This window comes from Sorangium sp. So ce693, from assembly GCF_051521375.1.
Taxonomy (GTDB): domain Bacteria; phylum Myxococcota_A; class Polyangia; order Polyangiales; family Polyangiaceae; genus Sorangium; species Sorangium atrum.
Genome location: NZ_CP150347.1, coordinates 2,644,873 through 2,661,149 on the forward strand (window position 1 = coordinate 2,644,873; position 16,277 = coordinate 2,661,149).

Sequence of the window (16,277 nt, forward strand, 5' to 3'; positions counted from 1 at the left end):
TGATACTCGTCGAATCGCCGTGAGCGCATCGACCGATCCGACCCATCTTTCAGTGACCGTGCTCGCCGCGCTCCTGGCGGCGCGCGAGATCAGCTCCGAGGAGCTCACGCGGGCGCACCTGGCGCGCATCGACGCGCTCGAACCGCGGCTCCACGCGTTCACCCAGGTGCTCCACGACGAGGCGCTCGCGGCCGCCCGCGGCCTCGACGAGGAGCGCCGTCGCGGGGACATCCGCGGCCCGCTCCACGGGCTCCCGATCACCGTGAAGGAGTCGCTCGACATGGCCGGCATGGCCTCCACGCTCGGCGTCGCCTCCCGCAGGGGGCACCGGGCGACCAGCGACGCGACGGTCACCGCGCTGCTCCGCCGCGCCGGGGCCGTGATCCTGGGGCGCACGAACGTCTCGCAGCTGCTCTTGTACAACGAGGCGCGCAACCCGCTCTTCGGGCAGACGGCGAACCCGTGGAGCCTCGATCACAGCCCGGGCGGCTCGTCCGGCGGCGAGGCGGCCGCCATCGCGGCGGGGATGTCGCCGCTAGGCATCGGGACGGACATCGGCGGCAGCATCCGCGTCCCCGCGCACTGCTGCGGCATCGTCGGCCTCAAGCCCACGCTCGATCGCTGGACCAACAAGGGGAGCAACACGGCGCTCCTCGGGCAGGAGGCGATCCGTGCGCAGATCGGACCGATGGCCAGGAGCGCCCGCGACGTCGCGCTCGTCATGTCCGAGCTCGATCCCGCGTCGATGGCGGAGCTCGACGTGCGCGTGCCGCCGCTCCCGATGGTCGAGCCGGCGAGCGTCGAGGTGGCGCGCCTGCGCGTCGGGTTCTACTGCGACGACGGGCTGGTCCCGCCCTCGACCGCCGTCGCCCGCGCCGTCGCGAAGGCGGCGTCGGCCCTGCGCGCGCGGGGCGCGACGGTCGTGCCGTTCACGCCGCCTGGGATCCCCGACGCGGTCTACGCGTATTTTGCGGCGCTCTCGGCGGACGGCGGCGCGACGGCGCTGTCGCTCCTCGACGCCGGCGAGGACGGCAGCGAGCGGACGGACATCGACGTCTCGCTCCGCTCGCTCCGCACGATGGCCTCGCTCCCGCCGTTCGCGCGCCGCGCCGCCGCGCGCGTCGCTGGCCTCGCGGGCGAGCGGCGGCTCCAGCGCCTCCTCGAGGTCACCGGGCCGAAGTCGGTCTCGGAGTTCTGGCGCACCACGCACGCCCTGCGCGAGGCGCGCGCCGCGATCGCGTCGGCGATGCGCGCCGAAGCGCTCGACCTGCTGCTCTGCCCGCCGTACGCCACGCCGGCCTTGCCGCACACCGCGTCGCGCGACTTCGTCCTCGCGGGCAGCGCCGCGATGCTCTGGAACCTCACGCAGTTCCCGGCCGGCGTCGTCCCCGTGACCCGCGTGCGGCCCGAGGAGGCGCGCCGCGAGCGGCCGCGCGACCGGCTGGAGAAGCGGGCCGCCGAGATCGATGCGAAGAGCGTCGGGCTGCCCGTCGGGGTGCAGGTGGTCGGCTTCCCGTTCAGCGAACACCTGGTGATGGCCGCCATGATCGCCATCGAGGACGAGCTCGCCGGCGAGACCGATCGGCCCGTCACGCCTGTCTCACCGCCCTCGCTCGCCGGATGACGCGGTGAACGCCGGGAGCCGGCTGGCCAGGACGACACCGGAACTCGATGATGCCGCCGCGCGGCCGCTGTCCGGCGCGTTCACAGTCGACAAAGCTGAAGCCCTACAAAGCCGAAAGGTCCGCCGGAGAACTCTCCGCCGGACCAGTCGGGGCGAGTGGATTCGAACCACCGACCCCTTGACCCCCAGTCAAGTGCGCTAACCAGGCTGCGCTACGCCCCGAGCCACTCCGCCGCCTCGTTTCGCTGCGGAGCGAGGGCGCACCGTAGTCGAAGCCTTGGGAATTGCAAGGGGATCGCACCGAGGATCGCAGACTCGCTCCAGATGGGGCGTTTGGCCGGCTGCAGCGGGGCGCGTGGCGCGGATCGCACGGCGAGAACGCCGGGGCTCTCCGCGCGACGCCGCGGGCGCGCGATCCGAGCGGCGCGGTCAGATGCTGCGGAGCGCGGCCGCGAGGCTCTGCGCGGTGCCTTCCGCGACCAGGATCCCGTCGTCGCTCCTGGACCATGCGACCACGTCGCCCGCGTCGCAGGCGATGACGGGCACGCCGAGCGCGCGCGCCTCGCGGATCACCGTGGGGGCGGCCTCGTGCGATGAAGGGTGCAGCAGCACGTCTGCTGCGCCGATCCACGCGAGCGCTTCCCTCCGCGGGAGCATGCCGGTGAAGCGCACCGCCGCGCTGCCCTCGCTGGTCGCCGTGACGCCCGCGCCGCGTGAGCTACCCGCGTCGAGGTCGCCGCCGCTCGCGAGGCGCTCGAGCGCACCGCCGCTCGCGAGGCGCTCGAGCGCGCCGCGCTCTGGACCGTCTCCGACGACGACGAGGCGCAACCCGGGTCCCGCAGCGCGCACCGCCTCGATCGCGAGCTCGACCCGCTTCGTCGGGATCAGCCGGCACGCGACGACGGCGAGGCGCTCGCCGGGGCCCTTCACGATCTCGCGACGGAGCGCGGCAGCACGCCCGGCGACTGGCGGCAGATCGAACACGGGGGGCTCGACGCGCGAGGCGAGGTGCAGCGCGCGAGCCTGCTCCGGGGCGAGCGAGCCTGCGAGCGCATCGCGCAGCGCGCGCGCGGCGAAGACGAAGCGCGCGTCACGCCGGAGGAGCGCGCTCACCACCGCGGCGCGAGCCGCGCGCGGCGCGCGGAGCAGGAGCCGGACGTCGGCGCCGTGCGCGTGCACCTCGAGCGGCGTGCGCGGCAGGGCGAGCAGGAGCGGCCACGCGCACGGGATGATCCAGTGCGCCACCGCGCGGTCGACCGGCCCGATCTCACGGAGCCGATCGAGCACGCCGGCCGCGAACGGCGCCGCGTAGAGCAGCCGGAGCGGCGACTCGCGCGCGCGGGCCACGGCGCCGGGCCACGAGAACAGCGCGCCCCCGCCTGCATGATGGACGACGAGCCGGCCCTCTCGAGAAGGCGGATCGAGGACCGAGCCCCCGGCGGCGATCACGTGGACCTCGTCGCCGCTGCGCGTGAGCGCCTCCGCCGACGACCGCACGAAGTGGCCGGAAGGATCCTCGTCGCTGACCGGATAGGACGTCGTGAGCACCACGGCGCGCATCGGGACCTCGCCAGGCTGGACGCGGCGCGGGCACCGCCTCCGCGTCGCTCAGGCGCACAGCCGCGGTTGCACCATGCCGCCGGGGCGACGGCTGGACGAACAAAATGACAAGACGCAGAGCACGCCGCGGACGCTCGAATCAAGCGTCCGTGTGCGTCTTCTGCGTCTTGGCCGGCTGCTCTCGCGCGGGGCGGTCGCTCTGGTCGCTCCAGTCGCGCTAGGCGACCATGTCCATCTTGGACCGCTTCCGGCGGCGACGAGCGGCCTCCGAGGCCTTCTTCCGTCGCTTCACGGACGGCTTCATGTAGTGCCGACGCCGCTTCAGCTCGCGGAGGATCCCCTCGGCAGCCATCTTCCTCTTGAGATGTTTGATGGCGCGCTCGATGCCCTTGTCGCCCACGGCGACCTCGAGCGGTTTGCACTGAATGGCGTCGGTCGGCATGTCTAGAAGCGTCCTCTGCTGGGAAAAAAACTGGCCCAGTTGGCGGGCAGAATGCAAGCCGGCGGGGGCCGGCAGCGCGGGGCGCGCACTATGGCAGAGGCCTTCTAGCCTCGCAAGACCTCCCGGCGGCCGCAGAGCATCGCGTCGCGGCGCGACGTCCGGGTTGTTTCGTCGGTTTCGTCGGTCTCGTCAGCCCCGACAGTTTCGTCAGCCCCGACAGTTTCGCCAAGCTCATCCGGCTCGCCAAGCTTCGCCCAAATCCGCCTCAGCCCCGGATTTTTCTGGTGGTCCGTCGGCAATTATTAGGACTTGCAGCTGAGAAACCTTCTAAGTACACATCTCGCTGTGGCTACCTCGCGGATAGCTGCTGCAAAGGGGGCCGCGCCCCGCGATGCCCGGGGGCGCGCGGTCGGCTTCGAGCGCAGGGCGGTCGAGGAGGATACCCGGATCGCTTCCATGCTGGCGTGCGTGCGAGCGTCGGGGCTCAAGCTGACGCCGCAGCGCCTGGCGATCGTGCGCGAGCTCGCGGCCGATCCGACGCATCCGACGGCGCAGGAGCTGTTCGAGCGGCTCCGGCCGGCGCTGCCGACCATGAGCTTCGCCACCGTCTACAACACGCTCGACGCGCTGGCGTCCGCGGGGCTGTGCGTCGCGCTGTCGCTGTCGCCAGGCGCCTCGCGCTTCGACCCGAACATGGCGGCGCATCATCACGCGGTCTGCGATCGCTGCGGGCTCGTCCGCGATGTGCCGTGCCAGCCGAGCGACCCGTCCGCCGAGCGTTCGGACGAGATCGTCCCCGCGCCCCTCGCGGCCGCACCCGGCTTCGAGGTCCGCGCCGTCGAGCGGATCTACCGGGGGCTCTGCGCTGCCTGCGCGAAGGACACCCGGGGTGGCGAAAATGCGCGGGGCAAGGCGCAGGACGCCGGGCGAAGCGCGGCGAACAGTCGATTTCGCCCCGCGGGGGTTCGGGGGGCGCGGCGCCCTGGACGTGTCTAGCGGATCCACCGCACCGCCGAGCTGACCTGCGCGGGCATCAGGGACCTATCATCGCAGCCGTTCAACCGAAGGAGAGCGACCCATGACAACCAAGCAGCTTACGGGCACGAAGACGCACCAGAACCTGAAGGACGCGTTCGCCGGGGAGTCGCAGGCAAACCGCCGCTACCTGTACTTCGCAAAGGTCGCGGACGTCGAAGGTCGCCCCGAGGTCGCCGGTCTCTTCAAGGACACGGCGGACGGCGAGACCGGCCACGCGCACGGCCACCTCGACTACCTCAAGCAGGCGGGCGACCCGGCGACCGGCCTGCCGATCGGCAGCACGGAGAAGAACCTGAAGGCCGCCGTCGCCGGCGAGACCCACGAGTACGAGACGATGTACCCGGGCTTCGCGAAGGAGGCCCGCGACGAGGGCTTCGAGGACATCGCAGAGTGGTTCGAGACGCTCGCGAAGGCCGAGAAGTCGCACGCCGGGCGCTTCACGAAGGCGCTGCAGTCGCTCGACTTCTGAGGGCGACCGACGCGAGAGCGCGAGCGCTCCGGGGCGCGCCGAACCGACGGCGACTCGACCCGGGGCGCACGCGCCATCGCGACCTCGACGGCCGTCCGGCGCCGGGCCGCGCGGCGAGCCGTCCCTCCGCGCCGTACCCCAAGTTGAAGCTTTTGAGAGGAGCCGACCAGTGAGCGTCATCCGGCGTGCACCAGACCGTCCACCGGCGACATCGCCGAACGACGAGCGATATCTCGAGCCCCGCGATCTCGAGGCAGAGCTGCGGCGGACGTTCCAGATCTGCCACGAATGCCGCATGTGCGTCGGGTACTGCGGCTCGTTCCCGGCGCTCTTCGCCCGCGTCGACAGGGACATCGAGGCCGGCGTCGCCGAAGGCGCCGAGGCCCTCACCTACGATGACTTCAAGGCCGTCGGCGACGAGTGCTGGCAGTGCAAGCTCTGCTACATCAAGTGCCCGTACACGGCCGACGAGCACGCCTACGAGCTCCTCGATTTCCCGCGCGTGCTCGCGCGAGAGCGCGCGGTGCGCGCCCAGCGGGACGGCATCCCGCTGGTGGACAGGATCCTCGGCGAGCCGCAGCTGATCGGCGAGCTGGGCTCCGGCGCCGTCGCGCCGCTCGCGAACCTCGTGCAGGCGAGCCGCCTGCTGCGCAAGGTGCAGGAGAAGGTGACCGGGATCTCGTCGGAGTTCCCGCTCCCGGAGATGGCGCGCAAGCCGTTCTCGTCCTGGTTCGCGGAGCACGGCGCCGCGGCCGACGCCGGCAAGCAAGGCGACGTGGTGCTCTTCGCGACCTGCTACGGCGAGTACAACACGCCCGCGGTCCCCGAGGCGGCGGTCCGCGTCCTCGAGCACAACGGCTACGCGGTGCACGTCCCGGGCTGCTCCTCGGCGGACGAGCCGCGAGACACGTCGGCGGGGGCGCTGACGTGCTGCGGGATGCCGAACCTCGACGGCGGCGATCTCGCGGCTTTCACCGCGAAGGTGAAGCACAACGTCGCGCTCCTGCTCCCGCACGTGCGCAGGGGGAGGAAGATCGTCGTGATCGGCCCGACGTGCGGCTACACGATGAAGAAGGAGTGGCCGGAGTACCTGCAGACGGCAGAGGCGCGCGAGGTCGCGGCCGCGACGGTCGACATGATGGAGTTCCTCGTCCAGCTCGGCCGCGAGAAGAAGCTCAACCGCGAGTTCAAGAAGGGGCTCGGCACGATCGCGTACCACGCCGCGTGCCACCTGCGCGCGCAGAAGATCGGCTTCCCCGGCGCCAGGGTGCTCGGCGTCGTCCCCGACACCGACGTGCGCGTCATCGAGCAGTGCTCGGCGGTCGACGGCACATGGGGGATGAAGGCGGCCCACTACGAGACCGGGCGCAAGTACGCGTCGAAGCTCGTGCGCGGCGTCGGCGGCGCGGACGTCATCGTCAGCGACTGCACCCTCGCGGGTCTCAGGATGGTCAAGGAGAACGGCGCGAAGGTGCTGCACCCGGTCGAGGCGCTCGCCCACGCGTACGGGCTCGGTCCGACGCCGTGAATCTCGGTCCGAAGTCGTCAAGGAGAGGAGCGTCATGCGTCCCATCGATCGCAACGAGGTGCTCGGGATCGGCGAATACGAGGCCATCCGCGAGCGATTCCGGAGCCGCATCATCCAGGAGAAGCGGCCCCGCCGCGTGCGGATCGGAGACCACCTGACCGTGGTGTTCGAGAACCGCGACTCGGTGCTCTTCCAGATCCAGGAGATGCTCCGCACCGAGCGCATCACGAGCGAGAGCGGCATCCTCCACGAGATAGAGACGTACAACGATCTCATCCCGGGCGCAGGGCAGCTCAGCATGACGCTCTTCGTCGAGATCCCCGATCGAGCGCTGCGCGACCGGATGCTCGTCGATCTGGTGGGCCTCGAGGACACGGTGTCAATCGAGGTCGACGGAGTCGCCGCGCGGGCGCTCGGCAAGCGCGACGGATCGATGGAGGATCGCACGACGGCCGTGCACTACCTCAAGGCGGATCTCCCGGCCGAGGCGCAGGCCGCGATCAAGGCAAGGAAGGCGACGGCATCGATCGTCGTCGGGCACCCGCGCTACGCGGTGAAGGCGCCGCTCGGGAGGGCGACCCTGGACAAGCTCGCCGAGGACCTGTCCTAGCCGCGATGGTCTCCCTCGAGCGCCCGATCAAGTTCGAAGACGTCGACGCCGCGAACATCGTCTTCTTCGCGCGCTTCCTCAACTACGCGCACGAGGCGATGGAGCGGTTCTTCGCGCCGCTCGAGGGGGGCTACGCCGGGCTCATCCTCGAGCGGCGGATCGGGCTGCCGGCGGTGCGGGTCGAGGCCGACTACGCGGCGCCGGTGCGTTACGGCCAGGCGCTCCGGATCGAGACGTCGGTCGTCCATATCGGCCGGCGGAGCGCCACGCTCCGGTACCGCATGCACCGCGCCCACGACGGCGTGCTGTCGGCGGAGCTGCGGCACACGGTGGTGACCACCGACCTCGTGCAGCTGGTGTCGGTCCCGATGCCGGAGGACGTCCGGGCCCTGCTCAGCGCCCACCTCGAGCTCGAGCAGGCGCCCTCCAGCGCCGGTCGACGGGCGTGAGCGCTCGGCCGGCGCGCCCGCGGGCGCGGGCACGCGCGAGGACCGAACCCGAGGCGAAGGCGCGATCGCCGCTGAAGCGGCGCGTCGAGCTGACGCTCCTCCGCGACAGGGCGCACTACGACGCGCTCGTGATGGGCGCCGTCGCGAACGCGCGCGTGTCCGTGTGGATCGCGACGGCCAACGTGAAGGAGCTGCGCGTGGAGGCGCCCATCGGATCGAGGGCGCGGGCGCGCGGCCGGTACATGTCGTTCCTCGACATGCTCGACGCGCTCGCCGCCCGGGGGGTCGAGCTGCGCCTGCTGCACGCCGGCGTCCCGTCGCGCGCCTTCCGCGCCGAGCTCCGGCGGCGGCCCCGGCCGCCGATCGAGATGCGCCGCTGCCCGCGGGTCCACCTGAAGATGATCGCCGTCGACGGCGCGCTCCTGTACCTCGGCTCCGCGAACCTCACAGGCGCCGGGCTCGGGGCGAAGGGCGAGGGGCGGCGGAACTTCGAGGCGGGCGTGCTCACGGACGACGACCTCCTGCTCGACGAGATGCAGGCGACGTTCGAGGCGATCTGGACCGGCGCCGAGTGCAAGGGCTGCAGGCTCCGGCCGCTCTGCCCGGGGCCGCTCGACGAGCTCGACAAAATCCCGTTGCGCTGACGGTCCCGATGGCCGATGAGCAGCGCATGAGCACCGCGGGACCGGACCCCTCCGACCTCGATCGAATCGCCAATGCCGCGCTCGCGCGCGTGGACAGCGGGATGCTGCTCGGGCTCGGCACCGGGCGCGCGTCCGAGGCCTTCATCCGCCGCCTCGGGGAGCGCGTCCGCCGAGGGCTCCAGATCAAGGGCGTCGCAACGTCGGAGCGCTCGGCGGAGCTCGCCCGCCGCGAGAACATCCCGATGGTGTCGCTCGAGGAGGTCGAGCGCTTCCACGTCGCCGTCGACGGCGCCGACGAGGTGGCGCCCGACCTCGGCCTCATCAAGGGCCTCGGCGGCGCGCTCCTCCGCGAGCGCGTGGTCGCCTACGAGGCCGCGGAGTTCATCATCCTCGTCACGCCCGAGAAGCTCGTCGAGAAGCTCGGCTCGCGCGTGCCCATCCCCGTCGAGGTGGTGCCCTTCGCGAGCACGACGGCCGCGCGGCACCTGACCGCGCTCGGGGGCAAGCCGGCGATCCGCAAGAACGCGGACGGGTATCCCTTCCAGACCGACAACCACAACTGGATCCTCGACACGGCGTTCGGCCCGATGGACGCGCCCGCAGCGGTCGACGCGCGCATCCGCAAGATCCCCGGCGTCGTCGACACGGGGCTGTTCCTCGACATGGCGACCCTCGTGCTGGTGGCGGACCCGGGCGCCGTCCGCGAGCTGACGCGGCAGCGCTAGCTCCGCGTGTCAGGGATTCCATCAGGGATCGCTGACACGCGAAGCCGGGGCCCTGGACCTCGGGCGGGCGGCGACGGCGCGGCGCGCCGCGCCGCGCCGCGCCCACCGCGGGAGCTCTGACGGGCGGAGCTAGCGGGCGTGGCGATCGAGCCTGCGGGCCAGATCGTCCAGCGCGAGGTTGCCCGGAGCTCCGAGCGACACGCGCGCGCGGAGGCTCGCCGCGGCGTCGCCGGCCGGCAGCGCCGCGATCTCGGCCGCGACCTTGCGGTAGGCCTCGCGGAAGGGGACGCCCTCCACGGCGAGCTCGACGGCGCGATCCGTGGCGAAGCACTCCGGCGTGATCGCGCGGGCCATGCGCTCCCGGTCGAACGCGAGCCCCTCGACGAGCCGGGGCAAGAGGCGCGACGTCGCGAGCGCCTCGTCGAGCCCGCGCATCGTGGGGCCCTTCGTGAGCTGGAGGTCGCGGTGGTAGCCCGACGGGAGCGCCACGATCGACTGCACCTCGGCGAGCGCCCCCTGGACGACGGAGCACGCGGCGCGCATGAGCTCGACGACGTCGGGGTTGCGCTTCTGCGGCATGATCGACGAGCCGGTCGTGAACGCCTCCGGGAGGCGGATGAACGCGAGCTCGCTCATCGCGAACAGGCTGAGATCCCACGCGAGCCGGCGGCTCACGGCCATCACCTGCCACGCGGCGGCGAGGATCTGCGCCTCGATGATGCCGCGCGAGGTCTGGGACGCGAGCGGGTTCAGCGCCACGCCGGCGAACCCGAGCTCGCGCGCGACGCCGACGCGATCGAGCGGGAGGTTCACGCCGAAGCCCGCGGCGCCCCCGAGCGGGCAGCGATCGACGAGCGCCCGCGTCGCGCGCACCACGTCGATCGCGTCGGTGAGCCCCTCGACGAACGAGGCGGCCCAGTAGCCGACGGACGACGGCACCGCCCGCTGCAGGTGCGTGTAGCCGGGCATCGGCGTCTCCGCCTCGCGCCTGGCGAGATCGAGCAGCGCGCGGGCGCCGGCCGTCGCGTTCTCGGCGAGCTCATCCAGCGCGTCGCGCTCGTAGAGGCGCGTGGCGACGAGCACCTGATCGTTGCGGCTCCGGCCGGTGTGCACCTTCTTGCCCGCGTCGCCGATGCGGGCGACCAGCGCGGCCTCGATCGCGCTGTGGCCGTCCTCGTCGTCCTCGGTGAGCCGCAGCTCGCCGGCCTCGTTCTGCGCCGCGAGCACCTCGAGCTCGCGGACGAGCGCGTCCCGCTCCGCCTCGCTGAGCACGCCGATCCGCGCGAGCCCGCGGACGTGCGCGACGGTGGCCCGCAGGTCGTACGCGAGCAGGCGCTGATCGAGCTGCCAGTCGTCGCGCGAGGTGTAACGCAGCATTTGGGCGTCGGTCGCGCCCCCTTTGTCCCAGAGTCGTACGCTCATTCAGCTCCCCAGGCTCTCGTCCACGAGAGCACGGATCTCGGCAAGCTTCTTGGCCTTGCCCTCGTCCAGCGGTCGCGGCTTCGCCGCGCCGGCCGCGGGCGCGAGCTCTCGCTCGAGCTCGCGCAGCTCGTCGTCCGCCGTCCGCGCCGGCCGGCGCTTGCCGAGGCCGAGCGCGCGGGCCAGCCAGCTCCTCGACTCGCCGATCGCGAAGTCGTCCGCGGCGATCCGGTCCGGCGCGGCGCGCAGCATGCGGACGAGCGCGGCGTTGGAGCTGGCCCAGACGGCGGACTCGTCGAAGTGGGCGCGCGGCGTCACGTCGAGGTGCCGCGCGGCGGTCCGATCGGGCACGTCGTGCAGCCGGCAGTAGACGGCGAGCGCGAGCGCGAGCTCATCGACCGGCATCTTGGTCGCCGAGTGCACCTGCACGCCCCCGCAGCCCTTCGCGTACAGGTAAGAGCCGTTCGTCGCGAGGACGCCGAAGCCGAGCAGCACGGCGGCGAGATCCACGGCGGGCTCGCGGTCCGACGGCACGAGCGCGTCGAAGGCGCCGGCCTCGCTCAGGAACATGTACGCCACGGCGCGCACGAACGCCGTCGTGAGCACCGTGGGGTTGCGGAGCTCGCCCGCGGAGAGCGCGACCCGGTACCCGCCGTCGCCGCGCGGGGCGACGCGCTCCAGCTTCGACTCCAGCGCCATCCCGCCGCACGCGCCGCTCGAGCAGCTCACGGTGCTGGCCTGCCCCTCCGGGGTGACCACCGCGAGCTCCACCGGGAGATCCTGGAGCCCGGCGTGCTCCTGGACCCGCACCATCAGGGCGGCCACCGTCTTCGGCGAGCCGTCGAACGCGTCCGGGAAGAACTCGACCGTCGGCTGCACCAGCCCGCGCACCGGCTCCGCGCCGTGCTGGAGGAGCGCTGCGGTCGTGCGAAGGATCCAGCGGATCTGCGGTTCGTCCGGGAGGTCCATACAGCTACTGTATGCCAGCGCCGCGCGGCGGTCGCGCGGTAGTTCCCGCGTAGCTACAGCAGAAGGCGGACCGGGCGGCAACGCCTGGCCCGGGGGGGCGAAATTTGGCGTTTCTTTGTCCATGCCACTTCCTTTTCGACGGCGGTCGGCGACCGCGTAAAGTTGTGCCCCCATGACGGAAGAGGCGAAGGACATCTCCGAGAGGAAAGCGGACCACATCGAGCTCTGCGCGACCGGTGATGTCGGGTTTCGAGCCAAGACCACGCTGCTGGAGCAGGTCGAGCTGATCCACGACGCGTTGCCGGAGCTCTCCCTCGACGCGATCGACACCTCGGTGCTGCTGCTCGGGAAGCGGCTCCGCGCTCCGCTCCTGATCGCGGCCATGACCGGAGGGACGGAGCGCGCGCACGCGATCAACCGGGAGCTCTCGCAGATCGCCGAGGAGCGCGGGTACGGCTTCGGGCTCGGGAGCCAGCGGGCGATGCTGAACGGCGACGCCTCCGCGACGTACGAGGTCCGCGCGCACGCTCCGACCACCCTCCTCCTCGGGAACATCGGCGCCGTGCAGGCGCGATCGCTGTCGACGGAGGCGGTCGCCGAGCTCGTGGCCCAGGTCGGCGCCGACGCGCTCTGCGTCCACATGAACCCCGCGATGGAGCTGGTCCAGCCGGGCGGCGACCGGGACTTCGCCGGCGCGCTGGACGCGATGGCCCGGCTCGCGAGCGGCCTCAGCGTACCGGTCATCGCGAAGGAGACCGGCTGCGGGATCGGCCCGGGGACGGCGTACCGCCTGGTCCGGGCGGGCATCCGCGATCTGGACGTATCCGGGTCCGGAGGCACGTCCTGGGTCGCCGTCGAGACGGCGCGCGCCGAGGGCGCAGCCCGCTCCCTCGGTGAGGCGCTGCGCGAATGGGGTGTGCCCACGGCCGCCTCGGTGCTCATCGCCCGCGCTATCCGTCCTCGTTTCAAGACCATCATCGCGACCGGGGGCGTCACGAGCGGCCTTGACATCGCTCGAGCGATTGCCCTCGGCGCGCATGCTGCCGGGATCGCGCGTCCGGTCCTCCAGGCGTTCGTCTCGGGGGGACGGGACGGAGCGGTGCGGTACCTCGAGACCGTCGAGGCCGAGCTCCGGGCGGTCATGCTGCTCGTCGGGGCGCGCGACATCGCGTCGCTCCAGAAGTCACCCGTGCTGCTCGGACGGGAGCTGCGCAGGTGGACCAGGTTGCTGAAGCAGATGAAGCAGCTGGAGAGGGCGTAGTCGTGGCGGTGGGGGCAACGGGGGCAGGGGGGCCGAGACGGCGGGGTCCGGTCCCCGGGGTAGGGCCGGCGGGGCCGAACCGACGTTGTCCGCGGGGACGGCGACGCGGCTGCCGGTCGCTGCCCTCGGCGGGGGCGCCGGGCACGCCTCTGGCCCGCGCTCGACGCTTCCGTCCGGTCAGCCCCGCATGATACGGTCCGAAGCTCTGGAGAACCCCGGGATAAAATGACGGAGAAAAAAGGGCGTCCGAGCGATCGTCCCCCCGAGGACCTGAAGAAGGAGCGCGATGCCTTCATTCAGCAGTTCTTCCGCAAGGGGGCGCAGCTGACCGAGGAGCTCCTCCGCGAGAACGAGCGCCTTCGCGACAAGATCTCCGAGCTCGAGTCGGAGAACGGCAAGCTCCGCGCGCACCTCGCGAGCGACTCGGCCATCCGTGATCTGCTCCGCAAGATCGAGGAGCTCGAGCAGGAGAAGCGCGACCTCGTGACGCAGTCGGTGCGGATGGTGGCGGCCTCGGACCGCTTCAACAGCCGCTACTCGGAGGCGGAGGGAGAGCTCGCGAACCTCGCGAACCTGTACGTCGCGCTGTCGCAGCTGCACGCGGCGCGCAACGTGCGCCATGTCCTCCGCAACCTGAAGGAGCTCCTGGCGCAGTTCCTCGGGGCGGGCGCCTTCTCCGTGTACCTGGCGTCTCCCGATGGTAAAGAGCTCGTCTCGATCGCGAGCGAAGGCGTCGCGGTCGAGGAGATCGTGCGCATGCCGGTGACCGAAGGCGTCGTCGGCCAGGCATTCTCGAAGGGGGAAATCTTCTTCGACGAGACCAAGGACGTCTCCAAGGGGAGCATCGAGGATCCCGCTGCAGTGATCCCGCTCGACTTCAACGGGCGCACCGTGGGTGTCATCGCGATCTTCAGCACGCTCCCGCAAAAGACGGAGTTCGTGAACGTGGACACCGAGCTCTTCAAGCTCCTCGGGGCCCAGGCCGCCCCCGCCCTCATCAACGCGCGGCTCTTCACCGACGCCGGCCGGAAGGTGCCTGGCGTCCAGGCATTCCTGGACCTGGAGGACTGATCATGGCCGAGTACTCGTGTCTGATCGTTGAAGACTCGCCCATGATGCGGCAGCTCTTGGTCTTCGCGCTGGCGCGCGTGAAGAACCTCCGCGTCACCGAGGCGGACGATGGCGTCGACGGTCTCCGCAAGCTCGCCTCGACCAAGTACGACGTGATCATCACCGACATCAATATGCCGATCATGGACGGGCTCAAGCTCGTCAAGCGCGTGCGCACGGATCCGGTCCACAAGGACACCCCGATCATCATCATCACCACCGAGGGGTCTCAGGAGGATCGTCAGCGCGCGCTGCAGCTCGGCGCGAACGCGTACATCACGAAGCCCATCCAGGCCCCGCAGGTCATCGCCAAGGTCAAGGAACTCCTCAAGATCGACTGAGGCGCGCGCCAGCGGCCGAGCGCTGTCGCCCGGTCGCCCCGCGTTCTGCGGGCGCATCCTCCGATGCCCCGGCGCGCCGGGTGGCGCGGCGGCGTCGCGCGGCCGCAGCCGCGCTGGTCGGTGTCGTGATGATCCGGGCCCCGCTCTACGGCTTCGCGCCGAACTTCAGGAGCACGCGGTTGCGGCCGGTGCGCTTCGCCTCGTAGAGCGCCTCATCGGCCGCCGCGATGAGCTCCATGCCGTTCTGCACCGAGAGCTCGGGGTGCGCCGCGACGCCGACGCTGATCGTCGTCGGCATGCGAACGCCCTCGTGCTCGAAGACCGACCCCTCGATGAGCAGGCGCAGCCGCTCGCCGAGGATGCCCGCGTTCTCGAGCCCCACGCCGCGGCACAGGATGCCGAACTCTTCACCGCCGTAGCGCGCGAACACGTCCTCGGTCCGCACCGTGTGGCTCGCGATCTTGGCGATCCTCGCAAGCACGTAGTCGCCGGCGAGGTGCCCGAAGGTGTCGTTGATCCTCTTGAAATGATCGACGTCGAACATGAGCAGCGACAGGTGCGCGCCGTGCCGCCGGGCATAGGAGACCTCGGTCTCGAGCCGATCCAGGAAGTACTTCTTGTTGAAGGCCTTGGTGAGGGCGTCGCGCAGCGCGGCGTCGTACATCTGCTGCTGGAACGACTCATCCAGGTGGTCGTGGTAGGTGAACTTGAGGATGGTCGTCGAGCCCAGGCGGATCTTGTCGCCGTCGTGCAGGGCGAGGCGCGTGACGTGCTCGCCGTTCACCATCGTCCCGTTCGAGCTGTTGAGATCCTCGATCAGCACCTGGCTGTCCATCTGGAGGAGGCGCGCGTGGCGCCGCGAGATGCCGTCGTCGTTCAGCCGGATGGTCGCCCCGGATGCCCGGCCGATCACGATCTCGGCGCCCTCGACCCGGTACATCTCGCCGACGTTCGAGCCAGCGAGCACGATGAGGTAGGCGCGGTCCTTCGGCGAGCGCGCCGGGATCTCCTTGTGGAGTTCCCCAACGTTGGCCACCCGCGTGGCCTCGAAGTCATCGTCGGGGAGGTAGCTGCCCATGCTCCCTGAGGATGATCCTAAATCCTTGAAATAGGTTCAAGCGGGAGGGCATGGCACAGGCGATGTTCCCTGTCGGGTAGGGTGCGTGACGGAGCGTCGCGCACGGTCCGCGTGGTCCGCGTGGTTCGAGCGTTTCCCACGACTTGCGCGTCGCTCCCGACGGAGCGCACCCGCGCACCTGCTCACCCGCGCGCTCACGCAGCCCTGCCGAGCGGCACCACGACCTGCTCGACCCAGAGCTCGCCCGCCCGGATCTCGATGAACGTCGCGTCGGCGTGCATCGCGCCATACGCGGTGACGGAACCGCTGCTCCGCACAAGCTCGCCAAGCTCGCCAGGGGCGCGCGCACCGACGCGCACGTGATCAACGGCGCCCCGCACGTCGCTCCGCAGCGAGCACGGCGCTTCACCCACCGAGCCGACGTTGATGATGCGCACGCCGCCCACCATCCGATCGAACGGGACGTGGGAGCCACCACAGATCACGACATCCGCCGGATCGTCGCCGAGCAGGGAGAGCACCTCCTCGTCCGTCATGTCGTGAGAGATCGGCTCGAGCGGATCCGCCGGGGAGCCGTGGACCAGGACGAGCTCGCCGCCGTCCTCGAGCGGCAGGCGGTACGTCGGGGCGAGCCGCGCCAGCCGCGCAAGGATCAGCTCGCCGAGCTCGGTGCGCGTCTGGGACAGGCGATCGAGCCGCGCTCGCTCGTGCTCGCTCCGCGCCCTGACCTTGTCGAGGTCCAGCGTCGCCAGGGCGCGATCCGATACGCCCTGTACGCAAACCGCCTTGGCCTGGGTGAGCCGGCGCCACGTCTCGAGCGGCTTCGGGCCGGGAAAGCAGAGATCTCCGGCGACCAGGAGCTGGGTGTACCCTCGGCGCTCGGCCGTGGCCAGGACCGCCGCGAGCGCGTCGGCGTGGCCGTGAATATCCGAGACGCAGAGCAATCGCACCCGGCGAGCATAGGATCTGAGAGCGACGCCGCCAAGGCGCGAGGTGGGGCCAGGTCGCGA

Annotated in this window: 17 protein-coding genes and 1 tRNA gene; 11 read left to right on the plus strand and 7 right to left on the minus strand. The window is 71.3% G+C overall.

Features of this window, described 5'->3' with window-relative positions:
- Positions 1-19: 19 nt before the first annotated feature.
- Positions 20-1,624 (plus strand): amidase, encoded by a 1,605-nt coding sequence (locus WMF14_RS10140; protein ID WP_272101430.1) that lies wholly within the window; start codon positions 20-22, stop codon positions 1,622-1,624.
- A 147-nt stretch (positions 1,625-1,771) separates the two neighbouring features.
- On the opposite strand, the gene WMF14_RS10145 is transcribed toward WMF14_RS10140, so the two are convergent.
- From WMF14_RS10145 to rpsU, 3 genes are all read right to left on the minus strand, one after another.
- Positions 1,772-1,846: transfer RNA gene (locus WMF14_RS10145), tRNA-Pro, on the minus strand.
- 207 nt (positions 1,847-2,053) lie between these two features.
- Complete coding sequence (locus tag WMF14_RS10150; RefSeq protein ID WP_437800418.1) at positions 2,054-3,184, minus strand: glycosyltransferase; 1,131 nt, start codon at positions 3,182-3,184, stop codon at positions 2,054-2,056.
- A gap of 217 nt (positions 3,185-3,401) precedes the next feature.
- The gene (rpsU, locus tag WMF14_RS10155; RefSeq protein WP_012234386.1) at positions 3,402-3,626 is read right to left on the minus strand and encodes a 30S ribosomal protein S21; all 225 of its coding nucleotides are present in this window, start codon (positions 3,624-3,626) and stop codon (positions 3,402-3,404) included.
- A 309-nt stretch (positions 3,627-3,935) separates the two neighbouring features.
- Here rpsU and WMF14_RS10160 point away from each other — a divergent pair, with 309 nt between their 5' ends.
- From WMF14_RS10160 to rpiA, 7 genes are all read left to right on the plus strand, one after another.
- Positions 3,936-4,622 carry a Fur family transcriptional regulator gene (locus WMF14_RS10160; protein WP_437800420.1) on the plus strand — a complete coding sequence of 229 codons (687 nt, stop codon included), beginning with the start codon at positions 3,936-3,938 and terminating at the stop codon, positions 4,620-4,622.
- 82 nt (positions 4,623-4,704) lie between these two features.
- A complete protein-coding gene (locus tag WMF14_RS10165) occupies positions 4,705-5,133 on the plus strand; it encodes a rubrerythrin family protein (RefSeq protein WP_272101433.1) in 429 nt (142 codons plus the stop codon).
- A gap of 169 nt (positions 5,134-5,302) precedes the next feature.
- Positions 5,303-6,661, plus strand: a complete 1,359-nt coding sequence (locus WMF14_RS10170; protein WP_437800423.1) for a heterodisulfide reductase-related iron-sulfur binding cluster — start codon at positions 5,303-5,305, stop codon at positions 6,659-6,661.
- A gap of 34 nt (positions 6,662-6,695) precedes the next feature.
- A complete protein-coding gene (locus WMF14_RS10175; protein ID WP_437800425.1) occupies positions 6,696-7,271 on the plus strand; it encodes a DUF3501 family protein in 576 nt (191 codons plus the stop codon).
- Between the two features lie 5 nt (positions 7,272-7,276).
- Complete coding sequence (locus WMF14_RS10180) at positions 7,277-7,720, plus strand: acyl-CoA thioesterase (RefSeq protein WP_272101436.1); 444 nt, start codon at positions 7,277-7,279, stop codon at positions 7,718-7,720.
- Positions 7,717-8,364, plus strand: a complete 648-nt coding sequence (locus WMF14_RS10185) for a phospholipase D family protein (RefSeq protein ID WP_437800427.1) — start codon at positions 7,717-7,719, stop codon at positions 8,362-8,364. Before WMF14_RS10180 ends, WMF14_RS10185 begins: the two co-directional genes overlap by 4 nt.
- 26 nt (positions 8,365-8,390) lie before the next feature.
- The gene (rpiA, locus tag WMF14_RS10190; RefSeq protein WP_437800429.1) at positions 8,391-9,089 is read left to right on the plus strand and encodes a ribose-5-phosphate isomerase RpiA; all 699 of its coding nucleotides are present in this window, start codon (positions 8,391-8,393) and stop codon (positions 9,087-9,089) included.
- A gap of 129 nt (positions 9,090-9,218) precedes the next feature.
- Here the strand turns inward: rpiA and argH are convergent, their stop codons facing one another.
- Together argH and WMF14_RS10200 are read right to left on the minus strand one after the other, a co-directional pair.
- Positions 9,219-10,511 (minus strand): argininosuccinate lyase, encoded by a 1,293-nt coding sequence (gene argH, locus WMF14_RS10195; RefSeq protein WP_437328516.1) that lies wholly within the window; start codon positions 10,509-10,511, stop codon positions 9,219-9,221.
- Positions 10,512-11,477 carry a hypothetical protein gene (locus tag WMF14_RS10200; protein ID WP_272101440.1) on the minus strand — a complete coding sequence of 322 codons (966 nt, stop codon included), beginning with the start codon at positions 11,475-11,477 and terminating at the stop codon, positions 10,512-10,514.
- Between the two features lie 172 nt (positions 11,478-11,649).
- Here WMF14_RS10200 and fni point away from each other — a divergent pair, with 172 nt between their 5' ends.
- From fni to WMF14_RS10215, 3 genes are all read left to right on the plus strand, one after another.
- Complete coding sequence (gene fni, locus WMF14_RS10205; RefSeq protein WP_272101441.1) at positions 11,650-12,738, plus strand: type 2 isopentenyl-diphosphate Delta-isomerase; 1,089 nt, start codon at positions 11,650-11,652, stop codon at positions 12,736-12,738.
- A gap of 225 nt (positions 12,739-12,963) precedes the next feature.
- Positions 12,964-13,809, plus strand: coding sequence for a GAF domain-containing protein (locus WMF14_RS10210; protein WP_272101442.1), 846 nt, complete (start codon positions 12,964-12,966; stop codon positions 13,807-13,809).
- A gap of 2 nt (positions 13,810-13,811) precedes the next feature.
- A complete protein-coding gene (locus WMF14_RS10215) occupies positions 13,812-14,189 on the plus strand; it encodes a response regulator (RefSeq protein ID WP_012234398.1) in 378 nt (125 codons plus the stop codon).
- Positions 14,190-14,334: 145 nt separating this feature from the next.
- Here WMF14_RS10215 and WMF14_RS10220 read toward each other — a convergent pair whose 3' ends face one another.
- Positions 14,335-15,267: a GGDEF domain-containing protein gene (locus tag WMF14_RS10220; RefSeq protein ID WP_272101443.1), complete on the minus strand. Its 933-nt coding sequence runs from the start codon at positions 15,265-15,267 to the stop codon at positions 14,335-14,337.
- A gap of 194 nt (positions 15,268-15,461) precedes the next feature.
- Positions 15,462-16,217 carry a metallophosphoesterase family protein gene (locus tag WMF14_RS10225; protein ID WP_437800433.1) on the minus strand — a complete coding sequence of 252 codons (756 nt, stop codon included), beginning with the start codon at positions 16,215-16,217 and terminating at the stop codon, positions 15,462-15,464.
- Positions 16,218-16,277: the final 60 nt, after the last annotated feature.

Coding starts and splice junctions, on each gene's coding strand:
- WMF14_RS10215 (WP_012234398.1), top strand. CDS start 13,812: ATGGCCGAGTACTCGTGTCTGATCGTTGAAGACTCGCCCATGATGCGG.
- rpsU (WP_012234386.1), bottom strand. CDS start 3,626: ATGCCGACCGACGCCATTCAGTGCAAACCGCTCGAGGTCGCCGTGGGC.
- fni (WP_272101441.1), top strand. CDS start 11,650: ATGACGGAAGAGGCGAAGGACATCTCCGAGAGGAAAGCGGACCACATC.
- WMF14_RS10200 (WP_272101440.1), bottom strand. CDS start 11,477: ATGGACCTCCCGGACGAACCGCAGATCCGCTGGATCCTTCGCACGACC.
- WMF14_RS10220 (WP_272101443.1), bottom strand. CDS start 15,267: ATGGGCAGCTACCTCCCCGACGATGACTTCGAGGCCACGCGGGTGGCC.
- WMF14_RS10150 (WP_437800418.1), bottom strand. CDS start 3,184: ATGCGCGCCGTGGTGCTCACGACGTCCTATCCGGTCAGCGACGAGGAT.
- rpiA (WP_437800429.1), top strand. CDS start 8,391: ATGAGCACCGCGGGACCGGACCCCTCCGACCTCGATCGAATCGCCAAT.
- WMF14_RS10175 (WP_437800425.1), top strand. CDS start 6,696: ATGCGTCCCATCGATCGCAACGAGGTGCTCGGGATCGGCGAATACGAG.
- argH (WP_437328516.1), bottom strand. CDS start 10,511: ATGAGCGTACGACTCTGGGACAAAGGGGGCGCGACCGACGCCCAAATG.
- WMF14_RS10165 (WP_272101433.1), top strand. CDS start 4,705: ATGACAACCAAGCAGCTTACGGGCACGAAGACGCACCAGAACCTGAAG.
- WMF14_RS10180 (WP_272101436.1), top strand. CDS start 7,277: ATGGTCTCCCTCGAGCGCCCGATCAAGTTCGAAGACGTCGACGCCGCG.
- WMF14_RS10210 (WP_272101442.1), top strand. CDS start 12,964: ATGACGGAGAAAAAAGGGCGTCCGAGCGATCGTCCCCCCGAGGACCTG.